General features: G+C 70.1%; 18 protein-coding genes and 3 pseudogenes. 8 read left to right on the top strand and 13 right to left on the bottom strand.

What is annotated here, in order from left to right; genetic code table 11:
* Positions 1 to 147: 147 nt before the first annotated feature.
* From WH07_RS26550 to WH07_RS26535, 4 genes are all read right to left on the bottom strand, one after another.
* Positions 148 to 672 (bottom strand): ATP-binding protein, encoded by a 525-nt coding sequence (locus tag WH07_RS26550; RefSeq protein ID WP_198533898.1) that lies wholly within the window; start codon positions 670 to 672, stop codon positions 148 to 150.
* A gap of 324 nt (positions 673 to 996) precedes the next feature.
* Positions 997 to 1767: an enoyl-CoA hydratase/isomerase family protein gene (locus tag WH07_RS26545; protein ID WP_046505101.1), complete on the bottom strand. Its 771-nt coding sequence runs from the start codon at positions 1765 to 1767 to the stop codon at positions 997 to 999.
* A gap of 99 nt (positions 1768 to 1866) precedes the next feature.
* Positions 1867 to 3105, bottom strand: coding sequence for a L,D-transpeptidase (locus WH07_RS26540; RefSeq protein WP_408645940.1), 1239 nt, complete (start codon positions 3103 to 3105; stop codon positions 1867 to 1869).
* A gap of 374 nt (positions 3106 to 3479) precedes the next feature.
* Entirely contained in the window at positions 3480 to 4712 is a 1233-nt protein-coding gene (locus tag WH07_RS26535; RefSeq protein WP_046505099.1) for a L,D-transpeptidase, read from the bottom strand.
* A 321-nt stretch (positions 4713 to 5033) separates the two neighbouring features.
* Here WH07_RS26535 and glgX point away from each other — a divergent pair, with 321 nt between their 5' ends.
* Positions 5034 to 7745: a glycogen debranching protein GlgX gene (gene glgX, locus WH07_RS26530; RefSeq protein WP_408645943.1), complete on the top strand. Its 2712-nt coding sequence runs from the start codon at positions 5034 to 5036 to the stop codon at positions 7743 to 7745.
* A gap of 23 nt (positions 7746 to 7768) precedes the next feature.
* On the opposite strand, the gene WH07_RS26525 is transcribed toward glgX, so the two are convergent.
* The 4 genes and pseudogenes from WH07_RS26525 to WH07_RS26510 all read right to left on the bottom strand — a co-directional run.
* Entirely contained in the window at positions 7769 to 8413 is a 645-nt protein-coding gene (locus WH07_RS26525) for a response regulator (RefSeq protein ID WP_046505096.1), read from the bottom strand.
* The gene (locus WH07_RS26520; RefSeq protein WP_408645942.1) at positions 8406 to 9713 is read right to left on the bottom strand and encodes a sensor histidine kinase; all 1308 of its coding nucleotides are present in this window, start codon (positions 9711 to 9713) and stop codon (positions 8406 to 8408) included. The genes WH07_RS26525 and WH07_RS26520 overlap by 8 nt, the downstream gene beginning before the upstream one ends.
* A 52-nt stretch (positions 9714 to 9765) precedes the next feature.
* Entirely contained in the window at positions 9766 to 10512 is a 747-nt protein-coding gene (locus WH07_RS26515; protein WP_046505094.1) for an ABC transporter permease, read from the bottom strand.
* Between the two features lie 199 nt (positions 10513 to 10711).
* Positions 10712 to 11611 (bottom strand): annotated as a pseudogene (locus WH07_RS26510) (ABC transporter ATP-binding protein); the annotation flags it as partial.
* A 161-nt stretch (positions 11612 to 11772) separates the two neighbouring features.
* On the opposite strand from WH07_RS26510, the gene WH07_RS26505 reads away from it, so the two are divergent.
* From WH07_RS26505 to WH07_RS26475, 7 genes and pseudogenes are all read left to right on the top strand, one after another.
* Entirely contained in the window at positions 11773 to 13632 is a 1860-nt protein-coding gene (locus WH07_RS26505) for an ABC transporter ATP-binding protein (protein ID WP_046505090.1), read from the top strand.
* A pseudogene (locus tag WH07_RS26500) lies at positions 13629 to 15537 on the top strand (ABC transporter ATP-binding protein). The gene WH07_RS26505 and the pseudogene WH07_RS26500 overlap by 4 nt, the downstream one beginning before the upstream one ends.
* Before the next feature lie 187 nt (positions 15538 to 15724).
* Complete coding sequence (locus WH07_RS26495; protein ID WP_046505087.1) at positions 15725 to 16588, top strand: isocitrate lyase/PEP mutase family protein; 864 nt, start codon at positions 15725 to 15727, stop codon at positions 16586 to 16588.
* Positions 16589 to 16602: 14 nt separating this feature from the next.
* Positions 16603 to 17157: a hypothetical protein gene (locus tag WH07_RS39055; protein WP_157877436.1), complete on the top strand. Its 555-nt coding sequence runs from the start codon at positions 16603 to 16605 to the stop codon at positions 17155 to 17157.
* A 10-nt stretch (positions 17158 to 17167) separates the two neighbouring features.
* Positions 17168 to 18196, top strand: a complete 1029-nt coding sequence (locus WH07_RS26485; RefSeq protein WP_046505205.1) for a bile acid:sodium symporter family protein — start codon at positions 17168 to 17170, stop codon at positions 18194 to 18196.
* Positions 18197 to 18606: 410 nt separating this feature from the next.
* Complete coding sequence (locus tag WH07_RS26480; RefSeq protein WP_046505084.1) at positions 18607 to 20613, top strand: M4 family metallopeptidase; 2007 nt, start codon at positions 18607 to 18609, stop codon at positions 20611 to 20613.
* 211 nt (positions 20614 to 20824) lie between these two features.
* A complete protein-coding gene (locus WH07_RS26475; RefSeq protein ID WP_046505081.1) occupies positions 20825 to 21817 on the top strand; it encodes a serine/threonine dehydratase in 993 nt (330 codons plus the stop codon).
* Positions 21818 to 21840: 23 nt separating this feature from the next.
* On the opposite strand, the gene WH07_RS26470 is transcribed toward WH07_RS26475, so the two are convergent.
* The 5 genes and pseudogenes from WH07_RS26470 to WH07_RS26460 all read right to left on the bottom strand — a co-directional run bounded on the left by WH07_RS26470 (position 21841) and on the right by WH07_RS26460 (position 26292).
* A complete protein-coding gene (locus tag WH07_RS26470; protein WP_046505078.1) occupies positions 21841 to 22716 on the bottom strand; it encodes an LLM class flavin-dependent oxidoreductase in 876 nt (291 codons plus the stop codon).
* Between the two features lie 165 nt (positions 22717 to 22881).
* Positions 22882 to 23334 carry a hypothetical protein gene (locus WH07_RS36395; protein ID WP_052744565.1) on the bottom strand — a complete coding sequence of 151 codons (453 nt, stop codon included), beginning with the start codon at positions 23332 to 23334 and terminating at the stop codon, positions 22882 to 22884.
* A 65-nt stretch (positions 23335 to 23399) separates the two neighbouring features.
* Positions 23400 to 23816 carry an immunity protein Imm33 domain-containing protein gene (locus tag WH07_RS39960; RefSeq protein ID WP_157877435.1) on the bottom strand — a complete coding sequence of 139 codons (417 nt, stop codon included), beginning with the start codon at positions 23814 to 23816 and terminating at the stop codon, positions 23400 to 23402.
* A 977-nt stretch (positions 23817 to 24793) separates the two neighbouring features.
* Positions 24794 to 24910, bottom strand: a pseudogene (locus WH07_RS42235) (hypothetical protein); the annotation flags it as partial.
* A gap of 125 nt (positions 24911 to 25035) precedes the next feature.
* On the bottom strand, positions 25036 to 26292 hold the full coding sequence (locus WH07_RS26460; protein WP_046505076.1) for an alginate lyase family protein: 1257 nt from the start codon (positions 26290 to 26292) through the stop codon (positions 25036 to 25038).
* Between the last annotated feature and the right edge of the window lie 227 nt (positions 26293 to 26519).

Raw genomic sequence — 26519 nt, 5'->3', positions numbered from 1 at the left:
GTCGCTTGCCCGGCGGAGCCCGTGGCACCGCGACCGGGGACGGCGCGGCGGAGCCCGTGGCGCGGCGGCAGTGGACGGCGGGGGGCGCCCGTGGCCGGCGGCCGGGGAGACGGCGCGGCGGAGTGCGGCGGGGCCGCCCGGAGCCGCTCAGGGGGTCTGGCGGTCCGCCACTCGCATCTCGAACCAGGTGTTCTTGCCGCGCGGCAGCAGGTCCACTCCCCAGCGGTCGGAGAGCCGGTCCACCAGGAAGAGCCCGCGCCCGCTGGTGTCCATCTCGTGCACCGGCATCAGACAGGGCAGCCCGCGCGAGGGGTCCCGTACCTCGATCCTGATCCAGCCGCGGCGGCGCAGCATCCGCAACCCGAAGACCCGCGCGCCGGTGTGCCGTACGGCGTTGCCGACGAGTTCCGAGACGAGCAGGACGGCGTACTCGGCGGTCTGCGGCGAGAGGGCCCACTGACGCAGCACCACACTGTGGGTGATCCTGCGGGCGGCCGAGGCGGACTCGGGGCGGGAGGGCAGGCGGACTTCCGCCTCCGTCGGATTGCCGAACAACTCCAGCGCCTTGAGCGCCTGTTCGTCATCGACGGACGGTATCCCCCGCGCAGCGACCGCATGACCGCGCTGCCGCGGTTGTTCCACACCCTCCAGGCCCGCCATGTCCCCCATCATGGCCGCCCAGAGCCCGCTCCGGGGCCGTTCCGGGGGAATAGACCCCCCGGAATGAATCATTCCAGGGGGCGCGAAGGGCATATGCCATTGACAGAACTTGGCCTTGCACAGAGGTGCTGACCTGCGATGACGCCTCGCGATTCAATGATCGCCAAGAGTGATCACGCGATGACGCTTAAGGTTTTCTTAAGGCCCCGCTAAGCCGTGCGGGCCCGTGCGCCGGGTTGACGCGGTGGCTCTCCGTGTCCAGGCGGGCCGTCACATCGGGTCATCGCACGGGCCGTCACATCGTCTCGTCCGGCCGGCCCGCCAACCGGGCTTCCTTCAGAGGAACTTGGCCTTGCCGGGGCCCTCCTCCACAAAGGACCGCATGCCGCGCTCGCGGTCCTCCGTCGCGAACAGGCCCGCGAACCAGGTCCGTTCGACGGCGAGGCCCGTCTCCAGATCCGTCTCCAGACCGGTGTCCACCGACTCCTTGGCGGCACGCAGCGCGAGCGCGGGCCCCTGGGCGAGCTTCCCGGCCCAGGCCAGCGCCTGCTCGTACACCTCGGCCGCCGGGACGACCCGGTCGACCAGCCCGATCGACAGCGCCTCCTCGGCCCCCACCTGACGGCCCGTGAAGATCAGGTCCTTGGCGCGGGAGGGGCCGACGAGCCGGGCCAGCCGCTGGGTGCCGCCCGCGCCGGGGATCAGCCCGAGCAGGATCTCGGGCTGGCCCAGCTTGGCGTTGTCCGCGGCGATCCGGAAATCGGCGCAGAGAGCCAGCTCGCAGCCGCCGCCCAGCGCGTATCCGGTGACCGCGGCGACAACTGGCTTGGGAATGCGGGCCACCGCGGTGAACGACTCCTGGAGCGCACGGGAGCGTACGACCATCGCCGTATGGTCCATGTCGCGCATCTCCTTGATGTCGGCGCCGGCCGCGAAGACCTTCTCGCCGCCGTAGAGGATCACCGCGCGGACGTCCTCGCGCCGGGCCGCCTCCTCGGCCAGCTCGCGCAGCCGGTCCTGAATGGAGGTGTTCAGCGCGTTCAGAGGAGGGCGGTCGAGCCGGATGGTACCGACGCCGCCGGAAACTTCCAGGTTCACGAATGCCATACGAGGCAGGTTAACCGCCGCTAACCGCCCTAACGACAGCGGACCCGGCGCACTGTGATTGTGCGCGGGTCCGCGGTCCGTCCGTCGTTCTTCCGCGGGCTACTTGGTCCACTCGTCCCAGGGCATGTTCCAGCCGTTGAGGCCGTTGTCCGGGGCGATCTGCTTGTCCTTGGAGTTCTTGACGACGACCACGTCGCCGATGAGCGAGTTCTTGTAGAACCACGCCGACGGGGTGCCGTTGTTGCCACCGCCCCGGATGTCCCGCAGTCCGACGCAGCCATGGCTCACATTGGCCGAGCCGAAGGTGCTGCGGGACGCCCAGTAGTTGCCGTGGACGAAGGTGCCCGAGGTGGACAGGCGCATCGCGTGCGGCACGTCCTTGATGTCGTACTCGCCGCCGAAGCCGACCGTCGCGCCGTTCATCCGGGTCACCTCGTACTTCTCGCTGATGACCATCTGCCCGTTGTACGTGGTGGTCGACGGGGCGCCCGCGGTGATCGGGATCTTCCTGATCTGCTTGCCGTCCCGTACGACCTTCATGGTCTTGGCCCGCGCGTCGACGGTGGAGACCTGGCTGCGGCCGATGGTGAACGACACGGTCTTGGCCTGCTTGCCGTACACGCCCGGACGGCCCTCGACACCGTCCAGGTTGAGCTTGACCGTCACCTTCGTGCCCGCGGCCCAGTACTTCTCGGGCCGGAAGTCGAGCCGGTCGTTGCCGAACCAGTGGCCCTCGACCGGTACGGGCGGGTCGGCCGTCACCGTGATGGCGTTCTCGACGGCCTCGGGCGCGGTGATGCCCCGGGTGAAGTTGATCGAGACCGGCATCCCGACGCCGACCGTCGAACCGTCCTCGGGCGTGTACTGGCCGATGAAGGTGTTCTTCGGGACCAGCGTGGTGAACGTGGTGTCCTTGGCGGACTCGCGGCCGTCGGCGTCCTTGGCGATCGCGTGCACCTTGTACTTGGTGGCCCCGGCGAGATGCTGGAGCGGCTCCCAGGCGGCGGCGTCCGCGGACAGCTTGCCCTCGACCGGGTTGCCCTTATCGTCCTGGACGGTGACGGTGGTCAGCTTGCCCTTGGCCGCGGAGACCTTGAGGGCGCCGGTGGTCGCGACGCCCTTGGCACTGTCCTTCGGCGCGATGGTCACGACCGCGACGGAGGCCGTGTTCTCCACCTTCGCGGCGCCCTTGCCGCCGTTCTTGTCCCCGTCCTTGCCGGAGGCCCCGCCCCCGCCGCCGCACGCGGTGACCACGAGGAGGAGCCCGCCCAGCATCAGGGCCAGTGGCCCCGTTCCCCCGTGTCCCCGCCGCTTGCCCGGTATCGGCAGCTCGTTCACTCTGGTCGTCTCCCCTCGCACGGCCTGGGCCGTGTCTGACAGATGGCGTCGTCCGCCCGCAGGGCGGGGCTCGCGGCGTATGGTGCGTGCGATCGCAAGGCGGAGGATCGCCCGTGTACTGGACGTACTCGGGCGACTCCGACAACGCAGCGAGCGTGCGTGCCAGACGTCGCGAGCCAGGCGGGATGTGGCAGACACGGCCCAGCCCCGCCACGGCCCGCACCCCCGCGCGCTGAAGTGCACGCGCACGATAGATAATCACACCGCACGCGACGCGGTGAGCACGCGAATGTCACCGTTCCGTCCCAACAAGTCCGGGACGGCGCAGGTCATCCGGGCTGTACGGGTAGGGGTGTTGCGGCTGGGGCCCGGGGTCAGTGGAGGGCCGAGCCCGCCTTCCACCGCTTCCACGTCAGATTCCAGCCGCCGAGCCCGTTGTCCGGAGCGACCGTGCGGTCCGGGGAGTTGACCACTTCCACCACATCGCCGATCAGGGTCCGGTAGAAGAACCAGCCCGCCGGGCTGTCGGCCGAGCCGCCCCTGTCGTCCTCCAGCCCGATACAGCCGTGGCTCACGTTCTCCGAGCCGAACGTCTCTTCCGACGCCCAGTAGTTGCCGTGCAGAAACGTCCCGGAGGTGGTCAGCCGTACCGCGTGCGGCACGTCCTCGATGTCGTACTCGCCGCCGAACCCGACCGTCTCGCCGTTCATGCGCGTGACGTCGTACAGCTCGGTCGCGACCATCTTGCCGTTGTACGTCGTGGTGCCGGGCGCGCCCGCGGTGATCGGCAGGGTCGAGAGCAGCTCGCCGTTCCGCCGTACCTCCATGGTGTGCTTGCGGGCGTCGACGCGTGAGACCTGGGACCGGCCGACCGTGAAGCCCACGGTCTTGCGCTGGATGCCGAAGACGCCGGGCGCCGCCTGGACGTCCCGCAGGGCGATGGAGATGGTGACTTCGGTACCGGGCTTCCAGTACGTCTCCGGCCTGAAGTCGAGGCGCCGGCCGCCGAACCAGTGGCCGACCACCTCGACCGGCGGTTCCGACGTGACCCTGATGGCGCGCTCGACGGCGGCGCGGTCGCGGATCCGCCGGTTGAAGTCGAAGGACACGATCATCCCGGCGCCCACGGTGGCGCCGTCCTCCGGTGAGAAGTAGCCGGTGAAGCGGTGGGTGGGGACGTCCGTCGTGAACGTGCTGTGCCGGGCCGAGCGGCGGCCCAGGCGGTCCACGGCCACCACGTCGATGCTGTACTTGGCGGCGAGCGCGATCCGCGCGCCCCTCACGGGCGTCCAGGTACGGCCGTCCGGGGAGAGGCGACCCGGCAGCTCGGCGGGACGGGCGTCCTCGATGCGGACGACCCTGACCCGTTCGAGGCGGCCGGCGGACACCCGTACTTCGACCCGGTCCGCCGCGCCGACGCCCTTCTCACCGTCCTTGGGGCTGATCCGGATGATGGCCCGGGGGGCCCGTGGTTTGCTGTCGGTGGCCCTTTCCCGTTCGGCGCACCCCGCGAGGCCGACGGTCAGCCCGGCCAGCAATCCTGTCCATGCCAGGGTGACGGCCACGCCAACCCCTGCCCGCTTCGCCCGTTTCAGTACATGTCTCACGATCCGACCAACGACGACCCCCCTCGGGGGGAAACGTGAGTGCGGGCCCTCTGGCGGGCACAACAGTTGCGAGGACCACGCGAGGACAGCAGCGGCCGGGACGCCGCGCGCCGCCCGCGGGCCCGTGAGCCGCGGGAGGCCGAACAGGTGGCAAAGGCAGCCGACCGGAAGCCGGAGCAGGAAGCGGCGAAGCGCGCGCGGAAGGCGGTCGCCGCGACGCCGGGACCCGTCCCGGGCACGGCCTCGCCGGGAACCGGCCCAGGTGTGCGGACGCCGGACGAGCCGGGCACGGGCACGTCGGAGACCGCCCCGGGCGCGGGCATGCCGGGGACCGCCCTCGGTACGGGCACGCCGGGGACCGCCCCTCGCACGGGCGCGCCGGACGAGCCGGGCCGGGCGGCCAAGTCGGGCCGGGCGGCCAGGCAGGCCCGGGAGCGCCGGACTGGCGGGGAGGCAGGGACGAGCCAGGAGGCCGGGACAGGCCAGGAAGCCGGGACGAGCCGCGAGGCCGGGACCGCGGCTCAGGAGAGCCTGCCCGGTGTGGAGAGTGCGCCCGGCCAGGGCCGGGCCCGTCGGCCGAGGAAGCAGCGCACCACCCGGGCGGCTGAGGAGAGTCCACCCGTGCGGGAGGGCCGACTGGACCAACCGGCCAAGGCGGTTCCGGCGAACGGACCGGCCCCGCACGGGCAGCCGGGCCGGACGGCCCCCGACGACCGCGCGGACCGGGCCGCTCAGCCCGCCCGGGCCCGGCGCCCCGGCGTTTCCCCGCTGTACGGGGTCAACGGGCGGCGCCGGGACCCCACAGAGCCCGTGCCCCCCGTCTGGCCCGGCGCGCCCACGCCGCTCGGCGCTCGCTTCCGTACCGGGCCCGACGGGGTCTCCGGGACCAACTTCGCGCTGTGGGCCGGCGGGGCCGATGCCGTCGAGGTCTGTCTCTTCGACGACGACGGCGCCGAGACACGGCTGCCGCTCGGCGAGCTGACTCATGAGATCTGGCACGGGTTCGTGCCGGGGGTGCGGCCCGGACAGCGGTACGGGTTCCGGGTGCACGGGCGGTGGGACCCGTGGACCGGCGCCCGGTGGAATCCGTCGAAGCTGCTGCTCGACCCGTACGCCCGCGCCGTCGACACCTCCGGCGGGAACGACTACCGCCGGCTGCCCCCCGAGGTGTACGGCCATGTGCGCGACTGGCCCCAGCGGAATGTCGCCGACACCGTGCGTGACGACCGCGACTCCGCGCCGTACGTCCCCAAGGGCGTCGTCGTCCACGAGGACGCGCCCGACGACGAGTGGGCCGAGGACCGACGGCCCAAGACGCCCTGGGCCGACTCGGTGATCTACGAACTCCATGTGCGGGGCTTCACCAAGCTCCACCCCGGCGTTCCCGAGGAGCTGCGCGGCACCTACGCCGGGCTCGCGCACCCCGCCGCGATCGCGCATCTGCGGCGGCTGGGCGTGACGGCCGTCGAGCTGCTCCCCGTACACCAGTTCGCGCACGAGGAGCATCTGCTGCGGCGCGGGCTGCACAACTACTGGGGCTACAACTCCATCGGCTATTTCGCCCCGCACGCCGACTACGCCTCGGACGGCACCCGCGGCGAGCAGGTCGGCGAGTTCAAGCGGATGGTACGGGCCCTGCACGCGGCGGGGATCGAGGTCATCCTCGATGTGGTGTACAACCACACCGCCGAGGCCGGGGAGCTGGGGCCCACCCTGTCCCTGCGCGGGATCGACAACCGCGGTTACTACCGGCTCCCGTCCGACGCCCGCCGCTACACCGACTACACGGGCTGCGGCAACACCCTCCATGTGGTCCAGCCCCAGGTGCTGCGGCTGATCACCGACTCGCTGCGCTACTGGGTCACGGAGATGGGCGTCGACGGATTCCGTTTCGACCTCGCGGCGGCCCTGGCGCGCTCGATGCACGATGTCGACATGCTGTCGCCGTTTCTCGCGGTGATCGCCCAGGACCCCGTACTGCGCCGGGTGAAGCTGATCGCCGAGCCGTGGGACGTGGGCAACGGCGGCTATCAGGTGGGGGCGTTCCCCCCGCTGTGGACGGAGTGGAACGACCGGTACCGCGACGCCGTACGGGACTTCTGGCGCGGCGCCCTGCCCGATGTACGGGATCTCGGCTACCGGCTCTCCGGGTCGAGCGACCTGTACGCGTGGGGCGGCCGGCGACCGTACGCCTCCGTCAACTACCTCACCGCGCACGACGGTTTCACCCTGCGCGACCTGGTGTCGTACGAGCGCAAGCACAACGAGGCCAACGGCGAGTCCAACCGGGACGGCACGGACCACAACCGGTCCTGGAACTGCGGGGCCGAGGGAGAGACCGACGACCCCGCGGTCAACGCCCTGCGCCGCCGTCAGCTCCGCAATCTGCTGACCACGCTGCTGGTGTCGACCGGCGTGCCGATGCTGGTCGCGGGCGACGAGATGGGCCGTACGCAGGGCGGCAACAACAACGCGTACTGCCAGGACAGCGAGGTGAGCTGGGTCGACTGGTCACTGCTGGACCCGTCCGGCGACGGGTCGCCCGGCGCCCGGCCCGGCGGCCGGCCTGACGACCCGTACGGAGCGCGCGGTCTGTACGAGCTGACCACCCGGCTCCTCGCCCTGCGCCGCGCCCATCCCGTCCTGCGCCGCCGCGCCTTCTTCTCCGGTCTGCCCCAAGCGCCGGACGGCCTGCGGGACTTGGCGTGGTTCACCCGGCGCGGCAGGGAGATGACCGAGGAGGACTGGTACGCGCCGACCGCGACGCTCGGGCTCTTCCTCTCCGGCAGGGACATCCCGGGGCGGAACGAGCGCGGCGAGAAGATCACGGACGACAGCTTTCTGACGGTCCTGCACGCGGCGGGCGCGCCGGCCGGCTTCACCCTGCCCGGACCGCCCTGGGCACGGGCGTACGAACTGCTCGTCGACACCGCGCGCGAGGACCAGACACGGGCGCCGGGGACGGTCTACCGGGCGGGGGCGACGGTGACGGTCCCGGCGCGCTCGGTCCTGCTGTTCAGAGTGCGGACCTGAGGCGGTGGGCGCGACCGCCCAGGTCAGCCCAGGATGCCCCGCTCGTACGCCACCGCGACCGCCGCCGCGCGGTCCTTGACGCCCAACTTGGCGTAGAGGTGCGTGAGATGCGTCTTCACGGTCGCCTCGCTGATGAACAGCTCAGCGGCGATCTCCTTGTTCGGGGTGCCCCGGGCGACCAGTTCGAGCACCTCGCGCTCGCGCGCCGACACCGGCTCCCGGCCCGCGGCGGCTGGCGTCCTTACCCGTGAGACCAGCCGGGACGCGACGGCCGGCGAGAGGACCGTACGTCCGTCGGCGGCGGCCCGTACCGCCGTGAACAGTTCCTCGCGGGGCGCGTCCTTGAGCAGATAGCCGGTGGCGCCCGCCTCGATCGCGGGGAGGGTGTCGGAGTCCGTGTCGTACGTGGTGAGGACGAGAACCTTGGCGCGGGCGCCCCGGCGCGTGAGTTCGGCGATCGCGTCGACCCCACCGCCGCCCGGCATCCGCAGGTCCATCAGCACCACATCGGGGTCGAGCCGGACCGCGAGCGCGACGCCCTCGACACCGTCGGCCGCCTCGCCGAGGACCTCGAAGCCGGGCGCGGACTCGAACATGCCGCGCAGACCGTCCCGTACGACGGGATGGTCGTCGACGACGATCAGGGTGATGGTCCGCTGCTCAGCCATGGCGGACCAAAGGTACGCGAGCCGAGACGGCCGTGCCCTGCCCTTCCTCGGACTCGACGGTGACGGTCCCGGCGATCCGTTCGGCGCGGGCGCGCATACCGTCCAGGCCGAAGCCGCCCGTACCGGAGCGCGGTGCCACGGAGAGCGGGTCGAAGCCGCGCCCGTCGTCCCGTACGTCGAGGCTGATCTCGTCGCCCATGTACGAGAGGGTGACGCCCGCGCGGGCGGCCTTCGCGTGCCGGGCGGTGTTGGCGAGGGCCTCCTGCGCGATACGGAGCAGGGTCGCCGCGACCTCGTCGTGCAGGGGCTCCTCCGTACCGGTGACGGTGAACCGCGCCCGGACGCCGGACCGTTCCGCCCAGGTGGCGACGGTCTTTCTGAGCGCCTCGGGGAGCGTGTCGTTCTCCAGCTCGGCCGGGCTGAGGTTCTGTACGGACCGGCGCGCCTCGCCGAGGCTGTGCCGGGCGAGCGCGGCGGCGCGCTCCAGGTGGTCGCGGGCGACCGCGGGGTCGGCGGTCACGTGGACGACCTGGAGCTGGGCGATGATCCCGGCCAGGCCCTGCGCGATGGTGTCGTGGATCTCGGCGGCGAGCCTGCGGCGCTCGTCGGCGACACCGGCCTCCCTGGCCTGGACGAGGAGCTGGGCGTGGAGGCCCGCGTTCTCGGCGAGGGCCTGCTCCAGCCGGGCGTTGGCCAGTTCCAGTTCGGCGATGGTCGCGGCCTTCTCCTTGGCCGCCTCGGCCTCCCGGGTGCCGAGATGGGCGAAGACGAGGGTGAGGCAGGCGTGCAGGCCGAAGAGCCCGGCGAAGAGGATCCATTGGATGGGGCTGGCGGGCGGCAGTCCGCCCGCGTTGGAGCCCGCCATGGTCACGGCGGTGATCAGCAGTCCGGGGCGGACCAGCCGCCGGGGCAGGAGGGGGACGGCGTCGAAGTAGCCGAGGAGCGCGTAAACGGCGAAGAAGGGGTTGAGCCAGGTGAGGGTGAACGCGAGGGCGGTGCGCAGGCCGTAGTAGAGCTGTCCGGGCAGGGAGTGCTCGGGCACGCCCCGCCGTATCCGTCCCCACCAGAGCTGGAGGACGACAGCCGTCGGAACGAGCACCGCCGACACGTACATCTCCGTGCGGCTCATGGGGAGATCGTCGGCGACGGTGCTGCCGATCAGGGTGGAGAGCCCGAGCAGGGCATAGGGGCCCCAGCGGTAGAACTGCTCCCAGCGCTCCTCGATGGAGACCGGTACGGAGACCGGCCGGTCAGCGGCGTCGCCCGGTCCCGCGCCGGTCGTCGCGGCGCCGCCCGTCACTTCGCGCATCGCTCTCCCCCGCCCCCTCTCCCGCTCCCGCGGCCCGCGCCGCTCACTGCCAGCGGAACCAGCGTGCCGCGCCCGCGGTGAGAAGAACAGCCCAGAGCGCGGTCACCCCGAGGTCCGCCCAGCCCGGCCAGCCGCCGCGCATCGCCTGGTCGAGCGCCTCCGAGGCGGCGCCGAAGGGCGTGAACTCCACAATGGTCCGCAGGTTGTCAGGCATCACCTGCACGGGCACCCAGACACCCGCCGTGAACATCGCGGGGAAGAACACGGCCGAGCCGATGGCCCCGGCGATCTTCTGCGTACGCGACAGCGCGCAGACCGTGGCCCCCAGCGCCAGCGCGCTCGCCGCGGTGAGAACGAGTGCGAGCGTGTACCCCGCGAGCTGCTCCGGCAGCCGTACGCCGAAGGCCAGCCGCCCCACGACGATCACCAGCACGGCCGAGCAGAGCGCGGTCAGGCCGTGCAGCGCGAGCTGGGCGGTGAGCAGGGAGGCGGGCCGTACCGGAGTGGTCGACATCCGGCGCAGAATGCCCCGCTCGCGATAGCCGGTCAGCACGGGAGGCATGGCCTGGATCCCGGCCATGATCAGCGCGAGCAGCACGGAGACCGGCACATAGAGGTCGATGACCCGGCGTCCGCCGAGCCCCGCGTCGGTCTCGCGGAAGGCGGGGATCAGCCCGAGGATCGTGAGGAGGAGCGAGGGGAACAGCACGACCCAGAAAAGGATCCCGGGTTCGCGGGCCATCAGGCGCGCCTCGGTCCTGAGAACGGCGGTGGACGCGGAGGACAACATGTCAGTGCCTCTCTTCGGGGCGGTCGGCGGGGGTGTACGAGGCGACGGGGGCGGATCCGGTGGAGGCGGCGGAGCCGGTGTCCGGGGCGGAGCCGACGGCGGCTCCGGTGTCCGGGGCGGAGCCGGCGGCTGATCCGGGATCGGCTCCGGAGGCGGCTTCCGCTGTGGCTCCGCCCGTGTCTCCCGTCGCGGCTCCCGCTGCGGATTCCGTTGTGAGGTCGAGGAACGCGTCGTCCAGCGAGGCCTCCGTGACCCGGAGCTGGCGGGCCGTGACCCGGTGCCGCGCGAGCAGCGAGATCACCGCGTTGACGGTCTCGTCCGTACCGTTGATCACGATCCGGTCCGCGAGGGTCTCGATGGAGGCGGCCCCCGGCAGTGCGGCCAGTTCACGGTCGTCGAGCGGGTGCGAGGGGGTGAAGGAGATGACGGTGGAGGCGGTCGACCGGGCGATCAGCCCGCCCGGCGAGTCCAGCGCCACGACCCGGCCCTTGTCGATCACGGCGATACGGTCGCAGAGCCGCTGGGCCTCCTCCATGAAGTGGGTGACGAGCAGCACGGTCACCCCGGAGTCCCGGATCTCCTCGATCAGGCTCCAGGTGTCCCGGCGGGCCCGCGGGTCGAGGCCGGTGGTCAGTTCGTCGAGTACGACCACGCGCGGGGCGCCGATCAGGGCGAGCGCGATGGACAGCCGCTGCTTCTGACCGCCGGACAGCTTCGCGAACCGGGTGGTCAGCTTGGGGGTGAGCCCGAGGCGCTCGGCGAGCGGGCGCCAGTCGGCGGGCCTCGGATGGAACGCCGCGTACAGCTCCAGCGCCTCCCGCACGGTCAGCTTCGCCTGGAGTTCGCTCTCCTGGAGCTGCACGCCGAGGACGCGCGTCACCCGCTCGTGGTCGGCGACCGGATCGAGCCCGGCCACCCGGACCGTACCGGCGTCGGGGATCCTGAGACCCTCGACACATTCGACGGTCGTCGTCTTGCCCGCGCCGTTGGGGCCGAGGATTCCGAAGATCTCCCCCTCGGCCACGGCGAAGGACACGCCGTCCACGACGGCCCGGCCCCCGTACTCCTTGCGCAGTCCGCTCACTTCGATAATCGCCATGCCCCGAGAGTCGCCTCCGGGGCGGGCTCCGGGTATCGGCCATCACGCTCGAACGCCCATCAGCCATTCGGTTGATATGGACATACGACAGACGGAGCGCACACTCGACTGGCGGAAAAACACATGAGCGATGTCAGTGGTCAACCGTAGGCTCGCTCGTGATGTCCGAGACAGATGCAACCACCAAGGACCGGTCCTCCGTACGCGCGCTGCTGCGGCTGTGGCCCTATGTACGACCGGTGCGCGCGCGGCTGTTCAGTGCGGCTTTTGTCGCGATAGTCGCGTCGTGCCTGAGTCTGGTGTTCCCGCTCGTCCTCAAGTGGATGGTGGACGGACCGGTCACCGACGGGGACCCTGGGGGCGTCTGGCTGGGCGCGCTGGCGCTGCTGCTGCTCGGGATCGTCGAGGCGGTGCTGTTCGGTTTCCGGCGCTGGCTGGTGGCCCGGCCGCTGTCGTCGGTGGAGGCGGCGATGCGCGCCGATCTCTTCCGCCATCTCCAGCGGCTCCCGGTCGCCTTCCACGACCGGTGGCCGTCCGGCCAGTTGCTCTCGCGGGCGACGACCGACCTGATGCTGCTGCGGATGTTCCTCGCCTTCCCGCTGACCTTTCTGCTCGTCAACACGACGACGATCCTGGCGGGTTTTGTGATCCTGCTGCTCCAGGACTGGTCGCTGGGGGTGGTGCTGCTGGCGCCGGTGGTACCGCTGGTCATCCTCTGCTCGCTGTTCGAGTCGAAGTACTCCCTGGTGGCACGGCAGGCACAGGACCAGGTCGGCGATCTGACGACGGTCGTGGAGGAGGGCGTGCTCGGCATCCGGATCATCAAGGGCTTCGGACGCCATCGCAGCCAGGCGCTCGCCTTCCGGGCCCTGGCTCAGCGGCTGCGGGCCACGGAGCTGGGCAAGGCGCGGCTGCTGGCCGGCATCTGGGCGCTGGTCATGACCATTCCGGAGCTGGCGATCGGCGCGGCGCTGGTGCTGGGCACGGTCCAGGTCGCGGACGGCGCGCTCTCGGCGGGCACGCTGGTGGCGTTCCTGTCGACGGCGCTGGCGCTGCGGTGGCCGGTGGAGTCGATGGGGTTCCTGCTGGCGATGAGCCAGGAGTCGGCGACGGCGACCGAGCGCTTCTTCGAGGTGATGGACGTACAGGAGGAGGCGGAGCCGTCGGACCGGCCAACGGCCCGGCAAGCCGGGGAGGAGCCACCCGGTCTCCCGGAGTCCGGGGACGGGCTGCGCTTCGAGGGGGTCTCGTTCCGCTATCCGGACGCCGAGCCGGACTCCCCGGCCGTACTGGACCGGATCGATCTGCACATCAGACCCGGCGAGACCATGGCCCTGGTCGGGGCCACCGGGTCCGGCAAGACCACGCTCACCGCGCTGGTACCGCGGCTGCACGAGGTCACCTCCGGGCGGATCACGCTGGACGGCGAGGACATCGCGCTGATACCCCGCCCGCGGCTGCGGGAGCTGGTGTCGGTGGCCTTCGAGGAGCCCACGCTGTTCTCGGCGAGCGTCGCGGAGAACGTGCTGATGGGCGCGGAGGGGGCCGACGAGGAGGCGCTGTCGCGGGCGCTGGACGTGGCCCAGGCGGGCTTTGTCGGTGCTCTGCCCCAGGGGGCCCGTACGGAAGTGGGCGAGCAGGGGCTCAGTCTCTCGGGCGGCCAGCGGCAGCGGCTCGCGCTGGCCAGGGCGGTGGTCGGCCGGCCGCGCTTCCTGGTGCTCGACGATCCGCTCTCCGCGCTGGACGTCCATACGGAGGCGCTGGTGGAGGGGGCGCTGCGGCAGGTGCTCAAGGACACCACCGCGCTGGTCGTGGCGCACCGCCCGTCGACGGTGATGCTCGCCGACCGGGTGGCGCTGATCTCGTGCGGGCGGATCACGGCCGTGGGGACCCATCAGGAACTGCTGCGGGGCAGCGAGGAGTACGCGTGGCTGATGTCCGGGGCGGAGCGGGACAGGGAGCCCGGCACCGCGGAGGACACCGAGGCCGGGGCCGACGTCGTTGAGGAGAGCGTCCGATGACCACATCGACCAGCACCATGGGTACGGGCCCGGCCCCCGACGACGAACCGGCCACGGGTACGGGTACGGGTACGGGTACGGAGACCGTCACGCTCCAGAAGGCGCCCGCCCCCGCCGGTCCCCTTCGGCCAGGACGCGCTGCCCGCGCCGCCCGGCGCCACCGGCACTCTGCTGCGGTCACTGCTGCGCGCCCGGCGCACCAGGGTCGCGGTGGCGGCGCTGCTCCTGCTGCTCCAGCAGGCCGCCGCCCAGGCGGGCCCGCTGCTCGTCGCGTACGCCATCGACCGCGGCGTGCCCGCCTTCCGTACGGGCGACCACGGTCCGCTGATCGCGATAGGCGCCGGGTACGCGCTCTGCGCGGCCGGCTCCGGCGGCTTCCAGTACGCCTTCATCCGCGCCTCCGCCCGTATCAACCAGGACGTCCTGCTCGATCTGCGCGGCCGGATCTTCCGCCATGCCCAGGCACTGAGCGTGGACTTCCACGAGCGCTACACCTCGGGACGGCTGATATCCCGGTCGACCACCGATGTGGAGTCCCTGCGGGAGCTGCTCAGCGAGGGCCTCCAGGAACTCATAGGCGTGGTCCTGGCCTTCGTCTACATCAGCGCGATGCTGCTCTGGCTGGATCTGGGGCTCGGCGCGCTGGCCGTGCTCTCGTTCGTACCGCTCTATCTGCTCGTACGGCTCTACCAGCGCCGCGCGGCCGAGGTCTTCGGCCGGCGCTCCACCGCGATAGCCGCCGTCATCGTGAAGTTCGCGGAGACGATGAACGGCATCAGGCCGGTGCAGGCGTTCCGCCGCGAGCGGGCCAACGACGCCGAGTTCCGGGTGCTCAACCACCGCCATGAGCGCAGCAACGGCGACGCCCTGCTGGAGATGGCCCGCTATGTGGTCGGCTCGCGGCTCGTCGCCAACACCACCGTCGCCGGGATCGTGCTCTGGGGCGCCTACCGGGTGGCGGGCGGCACCCTGGCGCTCGGTGTGCTGGCCGCGGCCGTGCTGTATCTGCGGCGGCTGTACGACCCGATCGACCGGCTCGGGATGTTCCTCAACTCGTACCAGTCCGCGGCCGCTTCGCTGGAGAAGATCGCGGGACTGCTGGCCCAGACGCCCTCGGTGCCCGAGGCGGAGCACCCCCGGCCGCTGCCCGCCACGACCGGCGGCTTCCCGGGCCGCGAGGTCGTCTTCGACGGGGTGAGCTTCGCGTACCGTACGGGCGGCGAGGTACTGCCCCGCTTCGATCTGACGATCCCGGCCGGGCAGACGGTCGCGGTCGTGGGCTCGACCGGCGCCGGCAAGTCCACGCTCGCCAAGCTGCTGGCCCGGTTCTACGACCCGACGGACGGCCGGGTCCTTCTCGACGGCGTCGATCTGCGCGAGCTGGACACCCCCGAGCTGCGGCGCGGGGTGGTGATGGTGACCCAGGAGGCCTTCCTGTTCTCCGGAACGGTCGCCGAGAACATCGCCATCGGCCGTCCGGAGGCCACCCGCGAGGAGATAGTGGAGGCCGCGCGGGCCATCGGCGCCCATGAGTTCATCAGCGGCCTGCCGGACGGCTATGACACGGACGTACGGAAACGCGGCGGCCGGATCTCCGCCGGCCAGCGCCAACTGGTCGCCTTCGCCCGCGCGTTGCTCGCCGACCCGGCGGTCCTGATCCTCGACGAGGCGACCAGCTCGCTGGACATCCCGGGCGAGCGGGCGGTGCAGCGCGCCATGGACACCGTCCTGCACGGGCGTACGGCGGTGGTGATCGCCCACCGGCTGTCGACGGTCGAGATCGCGGACCGGGTGCTGGTGATGGAGCACGGCCGCGTCGTCGAGGACGGCGCCCCCGCCGATCTCATCGCGGGCACCGGCCGCTTCGCGGGCCTGCACCGCGCCTGGCGCGAAAGCCTTGCCTGACAAGGGAATTCAGCGGGGCATAAACGTTTCGCAGACATTACCCATATATTACCCACTGGCTAGATTTTGCCTCTTCGGGGTGTGTCCCGGTGTGTCGTTTTACTGAGTCTTGGTTTTCTGTAAATGTTTGCCCGTCACGACAGGGCCTGAACCCGTGACCGGGCGGGTTCTGAATTGAGGGAGAACCATGAGCTACGGCAACACCCTGCGAGAAGCTGTCGCGTCGGAGCGCACCACGCCTCTCATCGGTATCTATGACATGTACTCGGCATCGATCGCGGCCCAGCACTACAACGGATTCTTCGTCTCCGGCTTCGGTTTCGCCGCCTCGCATTACGGGCTGCCCGACATCGGTTTCATCGCCTGGCCCGACATGGTGGCCTTCGTGGAGCGGCTCCGGCTGGCCTTCCCGCAGCACCATCTGCTCGTGGACATCGACGACGGCTATGTGGATCCGGAGGTCGCCTGCCATGTCGTGCAGCGGCTGGAGCGCGGCGGGGCGTCCGGGGTGATCCTGGAGGACCAGAAGCGTCCCCGCAGGTGCGGGCACGCGGACGGCAAGCTGATCCTGCCCCTGGAAGAGTATCTGGAGAAGCTCGATCTGGTGCTGCGCAGCAGGGAGGATCTGCTCGTGGTGGCGCGTACGGACGCCACGGAGGAGGGGGAGATCATCCGCCGGGCCGAGGCGCTCGCGGAGAGCGGCGCGGATGTCGTTCTCGTCGACGGGGTGCGGAGTGTGGAGTGGATTCGTAAGATCCGCTCGGTCGTCGGCGACAAACCGCTTCTCTTCAACCAGATCGCAGGCGGGAAATCGCCGCGGCTCTCCCTCTCGGAACTCACGGAACTCGGCGTCGATGTCGCCATCTACAGCACGCCGTGCCTTTTCGCCGCGCATGGCGCGATCGACGGAGCGCTGATCGATCTGAAACTGGCCGACGGGCGGCTCCCGGACACCGCGGAGAACGGATCCATCGGGGTCAGGGGCTCCACGGAACTGCTGGAGCAGAACATCAGCAGGCATCACCGGATCCGTCAGCCGCTTTCGATCTGACCGCGCATCGTCCGATGACCGTAAAACTCTTCCGGCCCGGGTCCGGCCGGCACCGGCAGCGCAATGCGGGACCCCTCGCGAGAGGGGCGGCCACGGCGGGGGTCGCCGTGGCCGCGGCGGCGGGCGTGCTGAGCGCCGGCGGCGCGGCGTCCGCCGGGACTCCGCCCGCACCCGTGGCAGCCCAGGACGACGACGAGGACGATTCGCCGGAACCGCCCCAGGGCAACCGGAGCGTCGGCCTCATCGTGATCGACAACTCCTTCGCGGACTCGTGGCTGGAGGTCGACCGGACACTCAACACGCTGCTCCTCAGCCGGGGAACGGCGGGCAGCGACCACGACGGGGGCGGCGGCGCCATCGACGTACACACGGGGGACGGCTCGGGCGCCGGAGCCCCGCCGAAACCCGACCCGGCGCCGGCGCGCGAATCAGCACCGGCACCGGAGTCCGCGCGGAATCCGGCCCAGGAGCCCGCGCGGGAACCCGCGCCCGAGCCGCGGCCCGCCTCCTCGGGCCACTGGATCGGCGAGATCGGCCATCCTCCGTGGCAAGGCGAAAGCGGTGAGTGACGTGGCGTCCATGACCTGGCTGAAGTCCTGGCCAGGCCGTTTGAGGAGGGCGGTCGACCTCTATGTGGTCGCCCTCCTCGGCACGGTCGTACTGGCGGCCCTGCTGCCCGCCACGGGCCGGGCGGCGACGGCCGTCGGCGGCGGCGCCGATGTCGCCATCGGCCTGCTCTTCTTCCTGTACGGGGCGCGGCTCTCCACCCGGGAGGCGCTGGACGGGCTGCGGCAGTGGAAGCTGCACCTGGTGGTGGGGGCGAGCACGTTCGTGCTCTTCCCGCTGCTCGGTCTCGCCGTCGGCAGCCTCGTACCGTACCTGCTCAGCGAGCAGGTCTACGCGGGGCTGCTCTTCCTCTGCGTCGTCCCCTCGACGGTCCAGTCGTCGATCGCGCTGACCTCCACCGCCCGGGGCAATGTCCCGGCGGCCATCTGCGCCGGTACGTACTCCAGCCTGGCCGGGATGCTCGCCACCCCGCTGCTCGCGGCCTGGCTGATCGGCTCGGGCGTGAGCTTCTCGCTCCATGGGCTGCTCACGATCGTCACCGAACTGCTCCTGCCGTTCCTCGCGGGCCAGTTGCTGCGCCGCTGGATCGGCGGCTTCATCGGGCGGCACAAGAAGCGCATCGGTCTGCTGGACCGGTTCTCCATCCTGCTCGTGGTCTACACGGCGTTCAGCAAGGGCATGGCGGAGGGCATCTGGCGGCAGATGACACCGGTCCGGTTGCTCGCCCTGCTGGTGCTGGCCGCCGGCCTGCTGGCGGTGGCCCTGGCGACGACCTCGTTCGCCGCGCGGCGGCTGGGGTTCGGCCGGGAGGACCGGATCACCATCGTCTTCTGCGGCTCCAACAAGAGCCTCGCGACCGGGCTGCCGATGGCGGCCGTGCTGTTCGGGTCCTCGGCGGGGCTGGTGATCCTGCCGCTGATGCTGTTCCACCAGCTCCAGTTGATGGTGTGCGCGGTGATCGCGGGCCGGTGGTCGCGCGAGCCGGTGACAGCGGGCGCCGCCGCGCCGCCGCCCGTTCCGGTACGTGAGACAGCGCACTGACCCCTTTCGGACCGCTTCGGCTCTTTGCTCCGCGCGGAAACACGCGGCAAAAATTCGGCCACGTTGCGAAGTGGTCCCGTCAGCGGGCCGTCATGGCCCGCTCAACATCGCGTTCACAATTGGCAATCTCGCGCACAGCACCGCCGCAGACCTCGAATCGGGCCCCGGCGGACCGCTGTTGGCACAGTGCGAACCATCGGCGGCATCGCCACGATGATCGACGAAACGTCCGCTTAACGAACAGGGTCTGTCGGGCAGCGAACCGTTTCCGGCCAACTTGTTGACGCGCTCCTGACAGTAAGCGGTCACGGCTGTCACTCTTCCCCCGTTCTCCGCACCACATTGCTCCGCTTGCTCTGTCCGGGCTGCTCAACGAGCGGCCCGGTACCCCCCTCGCAGAAGGAGTTCGCGTGAGATCCACGCCCAGCCGCCGCGCCACCGCGACCGGCGCTCTGATAGCCGCAGCGGCCCTGCTGTCCGTAGGCCTGCAGGCCGGCACCGCCACCGCCCAGCCCGAAAGCGCACCCGCCGCACCGGTGGCCGGCAAGGCCGACCCCGGCGCGCAGCAGCGCGCTCTCTCCCCCGCTCAGCGCACCGCGCTGATCAAGGCGGCCGACGCGTCCAAGGCGGACACCGCCAAGGAGCTCCGCCTCGGCGCGCAGGAGAAGCTCGTCGTCCGTGATGTCGTCCAGGACGTGGACGGCACCACGCACACCCGCTACGAGCGCACCTACCAGGGCCTCCCGGTCCTCGGTGGCGACCTGATCGTGGCCGAGAAGGCGGGCGCGACCGAGTCCGTCACCAAGGCCTCCCCTGCCGCTCTCAAGAACGTCGCCACCACGGCGGACATCGCGCCGGCCGTCGCCGAGAAGCAGGCGCTGAGCGCCGCCGCGGCGGAGGGCTCGAAGAAGGCCGAGGCCGACCGCGCGCCGCGCAAGGTGGTCTGGATGGCGCAGGGCGCACCGGTCCTCGCGTACGAGACGGTCGTCGGCGGGCTCCAGCACGACGGCACTCCGAACGAGCTGCACGTCGTGACCGACGCCGCCAACGGCAAGAAGCTGTACGAGTGGCAGGCCGTCAAGAACGGTGTGGGCAACACGCAGTACAGCGGCCAGGTCACCCTGGGCACGCTTCAGTCGGGGTCGACGTACAGCCTGACCGACACCGGCCGCGGCAACCACAAGACGTCCAACGCGGACACCGGCGCTCTCTACACCGGCCCGGACGACGTCTGGGGCAACGGTTCGCCCTCCAACACGGAGACCGCGGCCGCGGACGCCCACTACGGTGCGGCGGAGACCTGGGACTACTTCAAGAACGTGCACGGCCGCACCGGTATCCGCGGTGACGGTGTCGGCGCGTCCTCCCGGGTGCACTACGGCAACGCGTACATCAACGCCTTCTGGCAGGACAGCTGCTTCTGCATGACGTACGGCGACGGTGCGGGCGACCTCAAGCCGCTGACGTCGATCGACGTCGCCGCGCACGAGATGTCGCACGGCGTCACCGCCGCCACGGCGGGCCTGATCTACAGCGGTGAGTCCGGCGGTCTGAACGAGGCCACCTCCGACATCTTCGCCGCGGCGGTCGAGTTCTACGCCAACAGCCCGCAGGACCCGGGTGACTACCTGGTCGGCGAGAAGATCGACATCAACGGCAACGGCACCCCGCTGCGGTACATGGACCGGCCGAGCAAGGACGGCGCGTCCAAGGACTACTGGTACTCCGGCATCGGCGGCATCGACGTCCACTACTCCTCGGGCCCGGCGAACCACTTCTTCTACCTGCTCTCCGAGGGCAGCGGCGCCAAGGTCGTCAACGGTGTCTCGTACAACTCCCCGACCTCGGACGGTCTGCCGGTGACCGGCATCGGCATCGCCAAGGCCGAGAAGATCTGGTTCCGGGCGCTCGCCACCAAGTTCACCACCTCGACCAACTACGCGGCCGCCCGCACCGGCACCCTCGCGGCCACGGCCGAGCTGTACGGCGCCACCAGCGCCGAGTACACGGCCGTCCAGAACGCCTGGGCCGGCATCGCGGTCGGCCCGCGCCCCGGTGGCGGCGGCACCGGCCAGTCGTTCGAGAGCACCACGCAGGTGGCCATCCCGGACAACGGCGCCGCGGTGACCTCCGCGCTCAACGTCACCGGTGTCACGGGCAACGCCCCGACGTCCCTCCAGGTCGACGTGAACATCACGCACACCTGGCGCGGTGACCTGGTCATCAACCTGCTCGCCCCGGACGGCACTTCGTACCGCCTCAAGGACGCGGTCGGCAGCGACTCGGCCGACAACGTCGTGGAGACGTACTACGTGAACGCCTCGTCCGAGGTGGCCAACGGCTCCTGGCGCCTCCAGGTCCAGGATGTCGCGTCGGCGGACGTCGGCCGTATCAACAGCTGGAAGCTCACCTTCTGAGCTTCCGGGGCCGGGCGGTGAGACCGCCGCCTGAGCGTGGCTGATCCGGGAACCGCCCGGGGTGTTCCGACACCCCGGGCGGTTCTGCTGTGCGGCGGGTCCACGGAACGAACCGGCGGGTACGGCAGGTGCGGCCGGGTACGGCAAGTCCGGCGGGCGGAATGCGGCGATAGGCTGCGGGAATGTCACACGGCACAGCGGAGGAGGACGCGTGAACCGGCTCACGTACGACGACGTCAAGCAGGCCGGGGACCGTATCGCGGGCCGCGTACGCCCGGTGGTCCTCGCGCCGGCCGATCCCGGCGCCACCGGTCCGACAGGCGGTCCGGCCGGCGGTCCGGCAGTCGGCTCCGCGGAGGTCTGGCTGGCGCTGGAGTTCCTCCAGCACACCGGGAGTTTCAAGGCCCGGGGCGCCCAGAACTTCCTCCAGGCCCACCGCGCCGCCGGCACCCTCCCCGACACCGGTGTGACCATCGCCTCGGGCGGCAACGCGGGCCTCGCCTGCGCCTGGGCCGCCCGTGCCCAGGGGATACCCGCCACGGTGTTCCTGCCCGAGAACGCCCCACCGGTGAAGATCGCCAGGCTCAGGTCGTACGGCGCGGAGGTACGGCTCGTCGGCACCCGGTACGCCGAGGCCCTCGCCGCCTGCGAGGAGTACGCCGCTCGGAGCGGAGCGCTCGCCTCGCACGCGTACGACCACCCGCTGATCGCCGCCGGGGCGGGCACCCTGCTGGAGGAGATCCACCGGCAGCTCCCCGGCCTCGACACGGTGGTGGTCGCGGTCGGCGGCGGAGGCCTGTTCGCGGGCGTCGCCACGGCGGCCGGGCACCATGGTGTACGGGCCGTGGCGGCGGAACCGGAGAACTGCCGCGCCCTGAACGCCGCGATCGAGGCCGGTACGGTCGTCGAGGTCCTGGTCGATTCGATCGCCTCGGACTCCCTGGGCGCCTCCCGGGCCACCCCGCTCGCCCTCGCCGCCGCCCAACAGGCCGATGTCCGCTCGGTCCTGGTCCCCGACCCGGAGATCTCCCGCGCCCGCCACACCCTCTGGGACACCCACCGCATCCCGGTGGAACACGGCGCCGCCACCGCCCTGGCGGCCCTCACCTCGAGCGCCTACCGCCCGTCGCCGGGCGAGCGGGTCTGCGTCATCCTCTGCGGCGCCAACACGGACACCGGCACTCTGGGGGCCGAACTCCACTGACCCGTGGCGCATCGGACGAGGCGCTACAGGACCGGCGGGCCCTGTTCGATCCGGCGGAGCACGGGTGTGAGCCGGTCGAGTGCCTCACTGCCCTGGATCTGCCGCTCGTCCCACCAGGTGGCTCCCGCCTCGGCCAGCGGGGCGACGAGATCGCGGGTCCTGGCGGCGTCGCCGCCCGGGGTGGCACCGCCGAGGACGATCTCGAAGGGAGTGCCGGACCGGTCCTCGTACTGCTCGCGCTGCTCTCGCAGGTACGCGACCAGATCGCGGACCTGACCGACGGGCGGCACGTGGCCATGTCTGGCGTCGGTGAACAGGGGGACCGCGCCGTCCCAGCGGGCGGCCCGGTGCATGGGCGGCCGGTTCGGCCAGAAGCCGGCGACCCAGACGGGTGGCCGGGGTCGTTGCACCGTGGCGGGCAGCAATGTCACGTCCCGTACCCGGTAGTGCTGTCCGTCATGGTTCACCGGCTCGCCCGACCAGTAACGCCGCAGCAGGTCCAGACCCTCGTCCAGCCGCTCGGCCAGCACCTTCGGGTCCGTAGTGGCGCCGAAACTCGCGTACTCGTCCTCGACGGGCCCGCCCAGCCCCGCGCCGAAGACAACCCGGCCGCCGCTCACGGCGTCCAGGGTCGCCACCTGCCGAGCGAGCTGCTGCGGGCGCCGCCGCGCGACCGGGGTGACCAGCGTGCCCAGCCTGATCCGAGAGGTCGCCAGCGCGGCGGCGGTCAGCAGCATCCAGGGATCCCCGAACGGCCTGCCCGAGTGCCTGCGATGCAGCACATGATCCCAGACGAACAGCCCGTCCCACCCTGCCCGTTCCGCCGCCACGGCCACCTTCGCCACGGTTCTGGGATCGGCGAAGTCACCGAAGTTCGGAATGTTGACCGAGAAGCGCATCCCAGCATCCTGCTCCACAGCACGGCCCCCGGCAACCGATCACTGACCCCGCCGCCGGACACGCCGCCATCGACAGGCTCAGTGCCTCGACGGGCCCGCCACCGACGAGTCGACGCGACAACGGTGCGGTGGGGCCTCCTGCTTTCGAGAGACGCAACGATCCAGCTAAACCATCTCTTGCCAGATCGAGAAATCACGGGGACTTTTCACTGCGAGACGATTCGAATTTTCAGCTCGATCCACGGAATCCAACCAACTGTCGAACGAGACCTCACCGCCAGGAAACCACCATGCCGAATGACTGCCCATAGAATCAAGGTCGCCATCCAAGGGGTACCTGAATTCAAATTGCACCTGAATATAAGACTCATGTTCGCCAGCTGCGTCAACGACTTCAAGCTGTCGGACAATACCGAGCGCGAAGGTGGGCTCAGGGAACCAGTTGGCCTTGCCGTACTGGAAGAGATACCCGTCCGCGTTCGGGAGTTCCGGCACTTCAAACTCGATCGCCGAAAATCGCCTCACCAGCCGAATCAGCCCCGACAGTGACGGGTCAAAGCCACCCATCTCCTCGACGAGCTGGTGCGCGATGTCCTCCGCCGATTCCACCTGCCTCATCCGGCCCGCTCCACCAAATCCGCCATGCACCGTTCAACGACTGACCACGCCATAAAAAACGACGTCTAATGCTCGGGCTTCAGTGCATCTTGATCAAACCAGATGTCCTCATGGTTCGGCGCGATCAAGAAGCGCCACCCGGGTGACATTCCGAGATAGTCACACAGATCCGGACGTGACTCAAATAGATGCTTGGTGTGCACCGGCGCAAAAAAGTCGGGGTCGCCCGCGTCGTGGTTACCAGTCCAGATATACCACCCGCAAGTTCCTCGTTCGGGTTTTACTCTGACTCCATGGATGGGCCATTGGGGATTTTCTAGCACCCCTTTGGAAACACCAATTTTTTCCAGACCTTCGACGCTCAAGTATGACGCCTTGACTCGCATGCACAGCTTTCGCTGCCTATCAATCATGGCGCACCCAGCGTCGTCCGGACGCTGCCCCAATCCGATCAATCTTCGAATCCCCATGCCCTCGTCCATCGCCTCGCGAGATGTGAAAATCTGCCACCTTGCGCTCCGGAACATTCACTGCACTGAGGTTGAACGGCGTCAACCGACCTCGCCCGCGTCACGGCGATGAACCGCCGCCTTGCACCGGGCTCGTCCGCTGACGTTGCCGTCAACTACTGCCGTCACCCCACGCAGAAGCCCGCCAGGACACATCTGGCGGGGCTTCAAGTTTGCCTCAGCGACTACTGATGCTCGCCGCCTTCTATCCCGTCTCGACTCTATAGCGCGCTCGGAGTCTTGCCGCGAGAACAGATGCCCCTTCGGTGCCGGCGTCGATCTCCACCGTCCACCAAGTGCTGTCGCTCGCAGTTAGAACCAAGGGGAATCCTGCGAAATCGCCCGCAGCGAATCGTTCCGGATCAAGCAGGCGATGCTCTCCTGCTGCTACGAGCAGCAGATCGAAGCACTGGCGGACACCGGTCGCGAATTCCCGAACCTGAGCCCACGACATGACATACCCTGCGGCGAGGAAGCTATCTTCTGGCGGAATTCCGCATATTCCAGGCCGGTCACCCCCTGCACAATCCCGTCGAATTCGAGCACAGACCATACCCAGTTGTTGTCCGGGACCAGGGAAAGCAGCCTGTCGAGACCGACTATTCCGCCTTCAGCGTCATGCATCCGGAATTCCAGAAGTTCACTCATCGGTCACCCCAATCCAATGGTTCCGCGCCACTGCGGCTTCGGGTGCCGCCGGTCGCGTTTTCATTCCAGGGATGCTGATGCGGATTGTCATGGTTCTGCGGCCTCCCGTGATCAGTAAAGTCGACATCCCGGACGGGTTTTCCGTCTGCATCGAACTCTCGGGCCTGAGCGTACGGGGGATTGCGCCTGCTTCCCTTCACCCAAAGTTGCGTGTGCGGATAACCGGCGCCAGCCGGATCAGGAGCTGGCTCACCAGTCCGGGGGTCCCTCGGAAGCTCTCGGTCGGGAAAGCCCCGAGGTGTATTGCAATTGTGAACGAGTACCGGCGTCTCGCCCGCCAGCACATAGTACGTATGGACGCCCTCGATCGTGAGGTCGTGGGTGCGCTGACGCTTGGTGTAGTGGGTAACCGCGGCTATCTGGACTACAGCGCAAAGGAAAACCAACGGGCCGACGGACCGGAGAGGCGGTGTGCCGCCGGGCCGCCGGCCCGTGTCCGGCTGTTGACTTCGGCGTCCCCCAGTGAGGACGCCGTGTGACCCCGCTAGTTCGGGTTGCTCGCGTTCGTCAGTGTCTCCCAGGCCACGAACAGGTTGTTCGTGCCCGACGGGCGCTGCTGTTCGGTGAGGCGCTGCGTGTTCGTCATCGCGTAGCCCAGACGGGTGTTGAGGGCGTTGAAGCCGACCTCGGTGATCGGGCCGAGACCGCGCTGCACACTGCCGCCGCAGAGGTTCGACGGTACGGGCTCGGCCTGCACCTCGTACTTGGACTGGAAGCCCAGCGCCTGCCGCAGCCGTTCGCCGACCTGGGGGAAGAGGTCCTGACCCTGGATCCGGGCGGTCTCGTAGACATGTGAGACGGACGAGATGCCGTAGCCGGTGTGGACGAAGTCGCGGCAGGTCTCCTGGGTGAGGCCGGTCATAAAGGTGCCCTGGCCCTGCCAGTAACTGACGATCTTGTCACGGGTGTTCAGGTTCTGGCTCGGTACGGTCCTGGGCAGATCGCCGTCGGACGCCAGATAGATGTACGCGGGCACCCGGACCAGATACTTGCCGATCGCCTTGTCCCAGCTCGCCTTGTCGTCGAGGAAGACGGAGATGCTGACCGCCGCCTCCATCATCGTCAGCTCCCAGTTGCCGTTGGAGTTGGAGCCGTTGATGATCTCGGGCAGATAGACGTTGCGCAGCATGGTGCTGAAACGCCCGGAGTTGGGCCAGTTGCCGTAGACATGCTTGATGATCTCCGCGGCCTTGGGCCAGGAGGAGCCCGCCCAGCCGGTCTGGAGCGGCGCGTTGCTGTTGGTGTGGTCCTGGATGGAGTTGGACCACGCGTCCATGAGCTGGATGGACTTCTGCGCGTAGCGGTCGTCGCGGTTGATGTACCAGGCCAGCGCGGTGGTGTACGCGGCGATGGCGTCCTCGCGCTCGTCCGTGCAGCCGTTGTTGGGGTTCGAGTACGAGCCGCACTCGACGACCGCGCGGGGCTTGGGCGTACGGGAGAGCGAGGCGTACTTGCTCGCCAGCATCTGGTCGTACGCGGCCTTCCAGGGCTGCGCCCCGGCCTGCACCTTGCTCCGTACGAAGTTGAGCTGGGCGGTGCTGAGGTTCACACCGGGGTGGGTGAAGCTCGCCGGAGCGGCGGCGACGGCGGGCGCGGCGGCGGCAGCGGGAGCGGCGGCCGGCTTCGGCGCCTTCTCCGCGGAGGCGGAGGCGGGCGCCATGAAGGCCGTGGCCAGGACACCGGCGAGTGCGGCGGAGAGCCCGAGGATTCTGGGCAGTCCGGGGATGGATCCGGGGCGCATGTGGGGGTGCCTTCCGGTCAAGGGGGCGGCCCTCAACTCGATTCACTCATATGAACGTTGAGTGGAGCTGTGAACCGGTCATTGAGTCAGGAAGGTAGAACCATCCCATGGACACGTCAAGGTCTGGACCAATGGCCATGGATACCCGGCGACAGAGGTCCGCCGGCAAAGGCACGAGGAGCCGACACCGCCTCGCCGGGCCCCCCGCTCCCCACGCCGGGCACCCC

The sequence above is a fragment of the Streptomyces odonnellii genome (assembly GCF_000981895.1).
Classification (GTDB): Bacteria; Actinomycetota; Actinomycetes; order Streptomycetales; family Streptomycetaceae; genus Streptomyces; species Streptomyces odonnellii.
The sequence above is the reverse complement of the archived record's forward strand: the minus strand, read 5'-3'. Positions and strand labels throughout refer to the sequence as shown.

Bases quoted from the DNA above. Each gene is read 5' to 3' on its own strand.
- WH07_RS26550 (WP_198533898.1), bottom strand. From the start codon at position 672: ATGATGGGGGACATGGCGGGCCTGGAGGGTGTGGAACAACCGCGGCAG.
- WH07_RS26545 (WP_046505101.1), bottom strand. From the start codon at position 1,767: ATGGCATTCGTGAACCTGGAAGTTTCCGGCGGCGTCGGTACCATCCGG.
- glgX (WP_408645943.1), top strand. From the start codon at position 5,034: ATGCCGGGGACCGCCCTCGGTACGGGCACGCCGGGGACCGCCCCTCGC.
- WH07_RS26525 (WP_046505096.1), bottom strand. From the start codon at position 8,413: ATGGCTGAGCAGCGGACCATCACCCTGATCGTCGTCGACGACCATCCC.
- WH07_RS26515 (WP_046505094.1), bottom strand. From the start codon at position 10,512: ATGTTGTCCTCCGCGTCCACCGCCGTTCTCAGGACCGAGGCGCGCCTG.
- WH07_RS26505 (WP_046505090.1), top strand. From the start codon at position 11,773: ATGTCCGAGACAGATGCAACCACCAAGGACCGGTCCTCCGTACGCGCG.
- WH07_RS26495 (WP_046505087.1), top strand. From the start codon at position 15,725: ATGAGCTACGGCAACACCCTGCGAGAAGCTGTCGCGTCGGAGCGCACC.
- WH07_RS39055 (WP_157877436.1), top strand. From the start codon at position 16,603: ATGACCGTAAAACTCTTCCGGCCCGGGTCCGGCCGGCACCGGCAGCGC.
- WH07_RS26485 (WP_046505205.1), top strand. From the start codon at position 17,168: ATGACCTGGCTGAAGTCCTGGCCAGGCCGTTTGAGGAGGGCGGTCGAC.
- WH07_RS26470 (WP_046505078.1), bottom strand. From the start codon at position 22,716: ATGCGCTTCTCGGTCAACATTCCGAACTTCGGTGACTTCGCCGATCCC.
- WH07_RS36395 (WP_052744565.1), bottom strand. From the start codon at position 23,334: ATGAGGCAGGTGGAATCGGCGGAGGACATCGCGCACCAGCTCGTCGAG.
- WH07_RS39960 (WP_157877435.1), bottom strand. From the start codon at position 23,816: ATGGACGAGGGCATGGGGATTCGAAGATTGATCGGATTGGGGCAGCGT.
- WH07_RS26460 (WP_046505076.1), bottom strand. From the start codon at position 26,292: ATGCGCCCCGGATCCATCCCCGGACTGCCCAGAATCCTCGGGCTCTCC.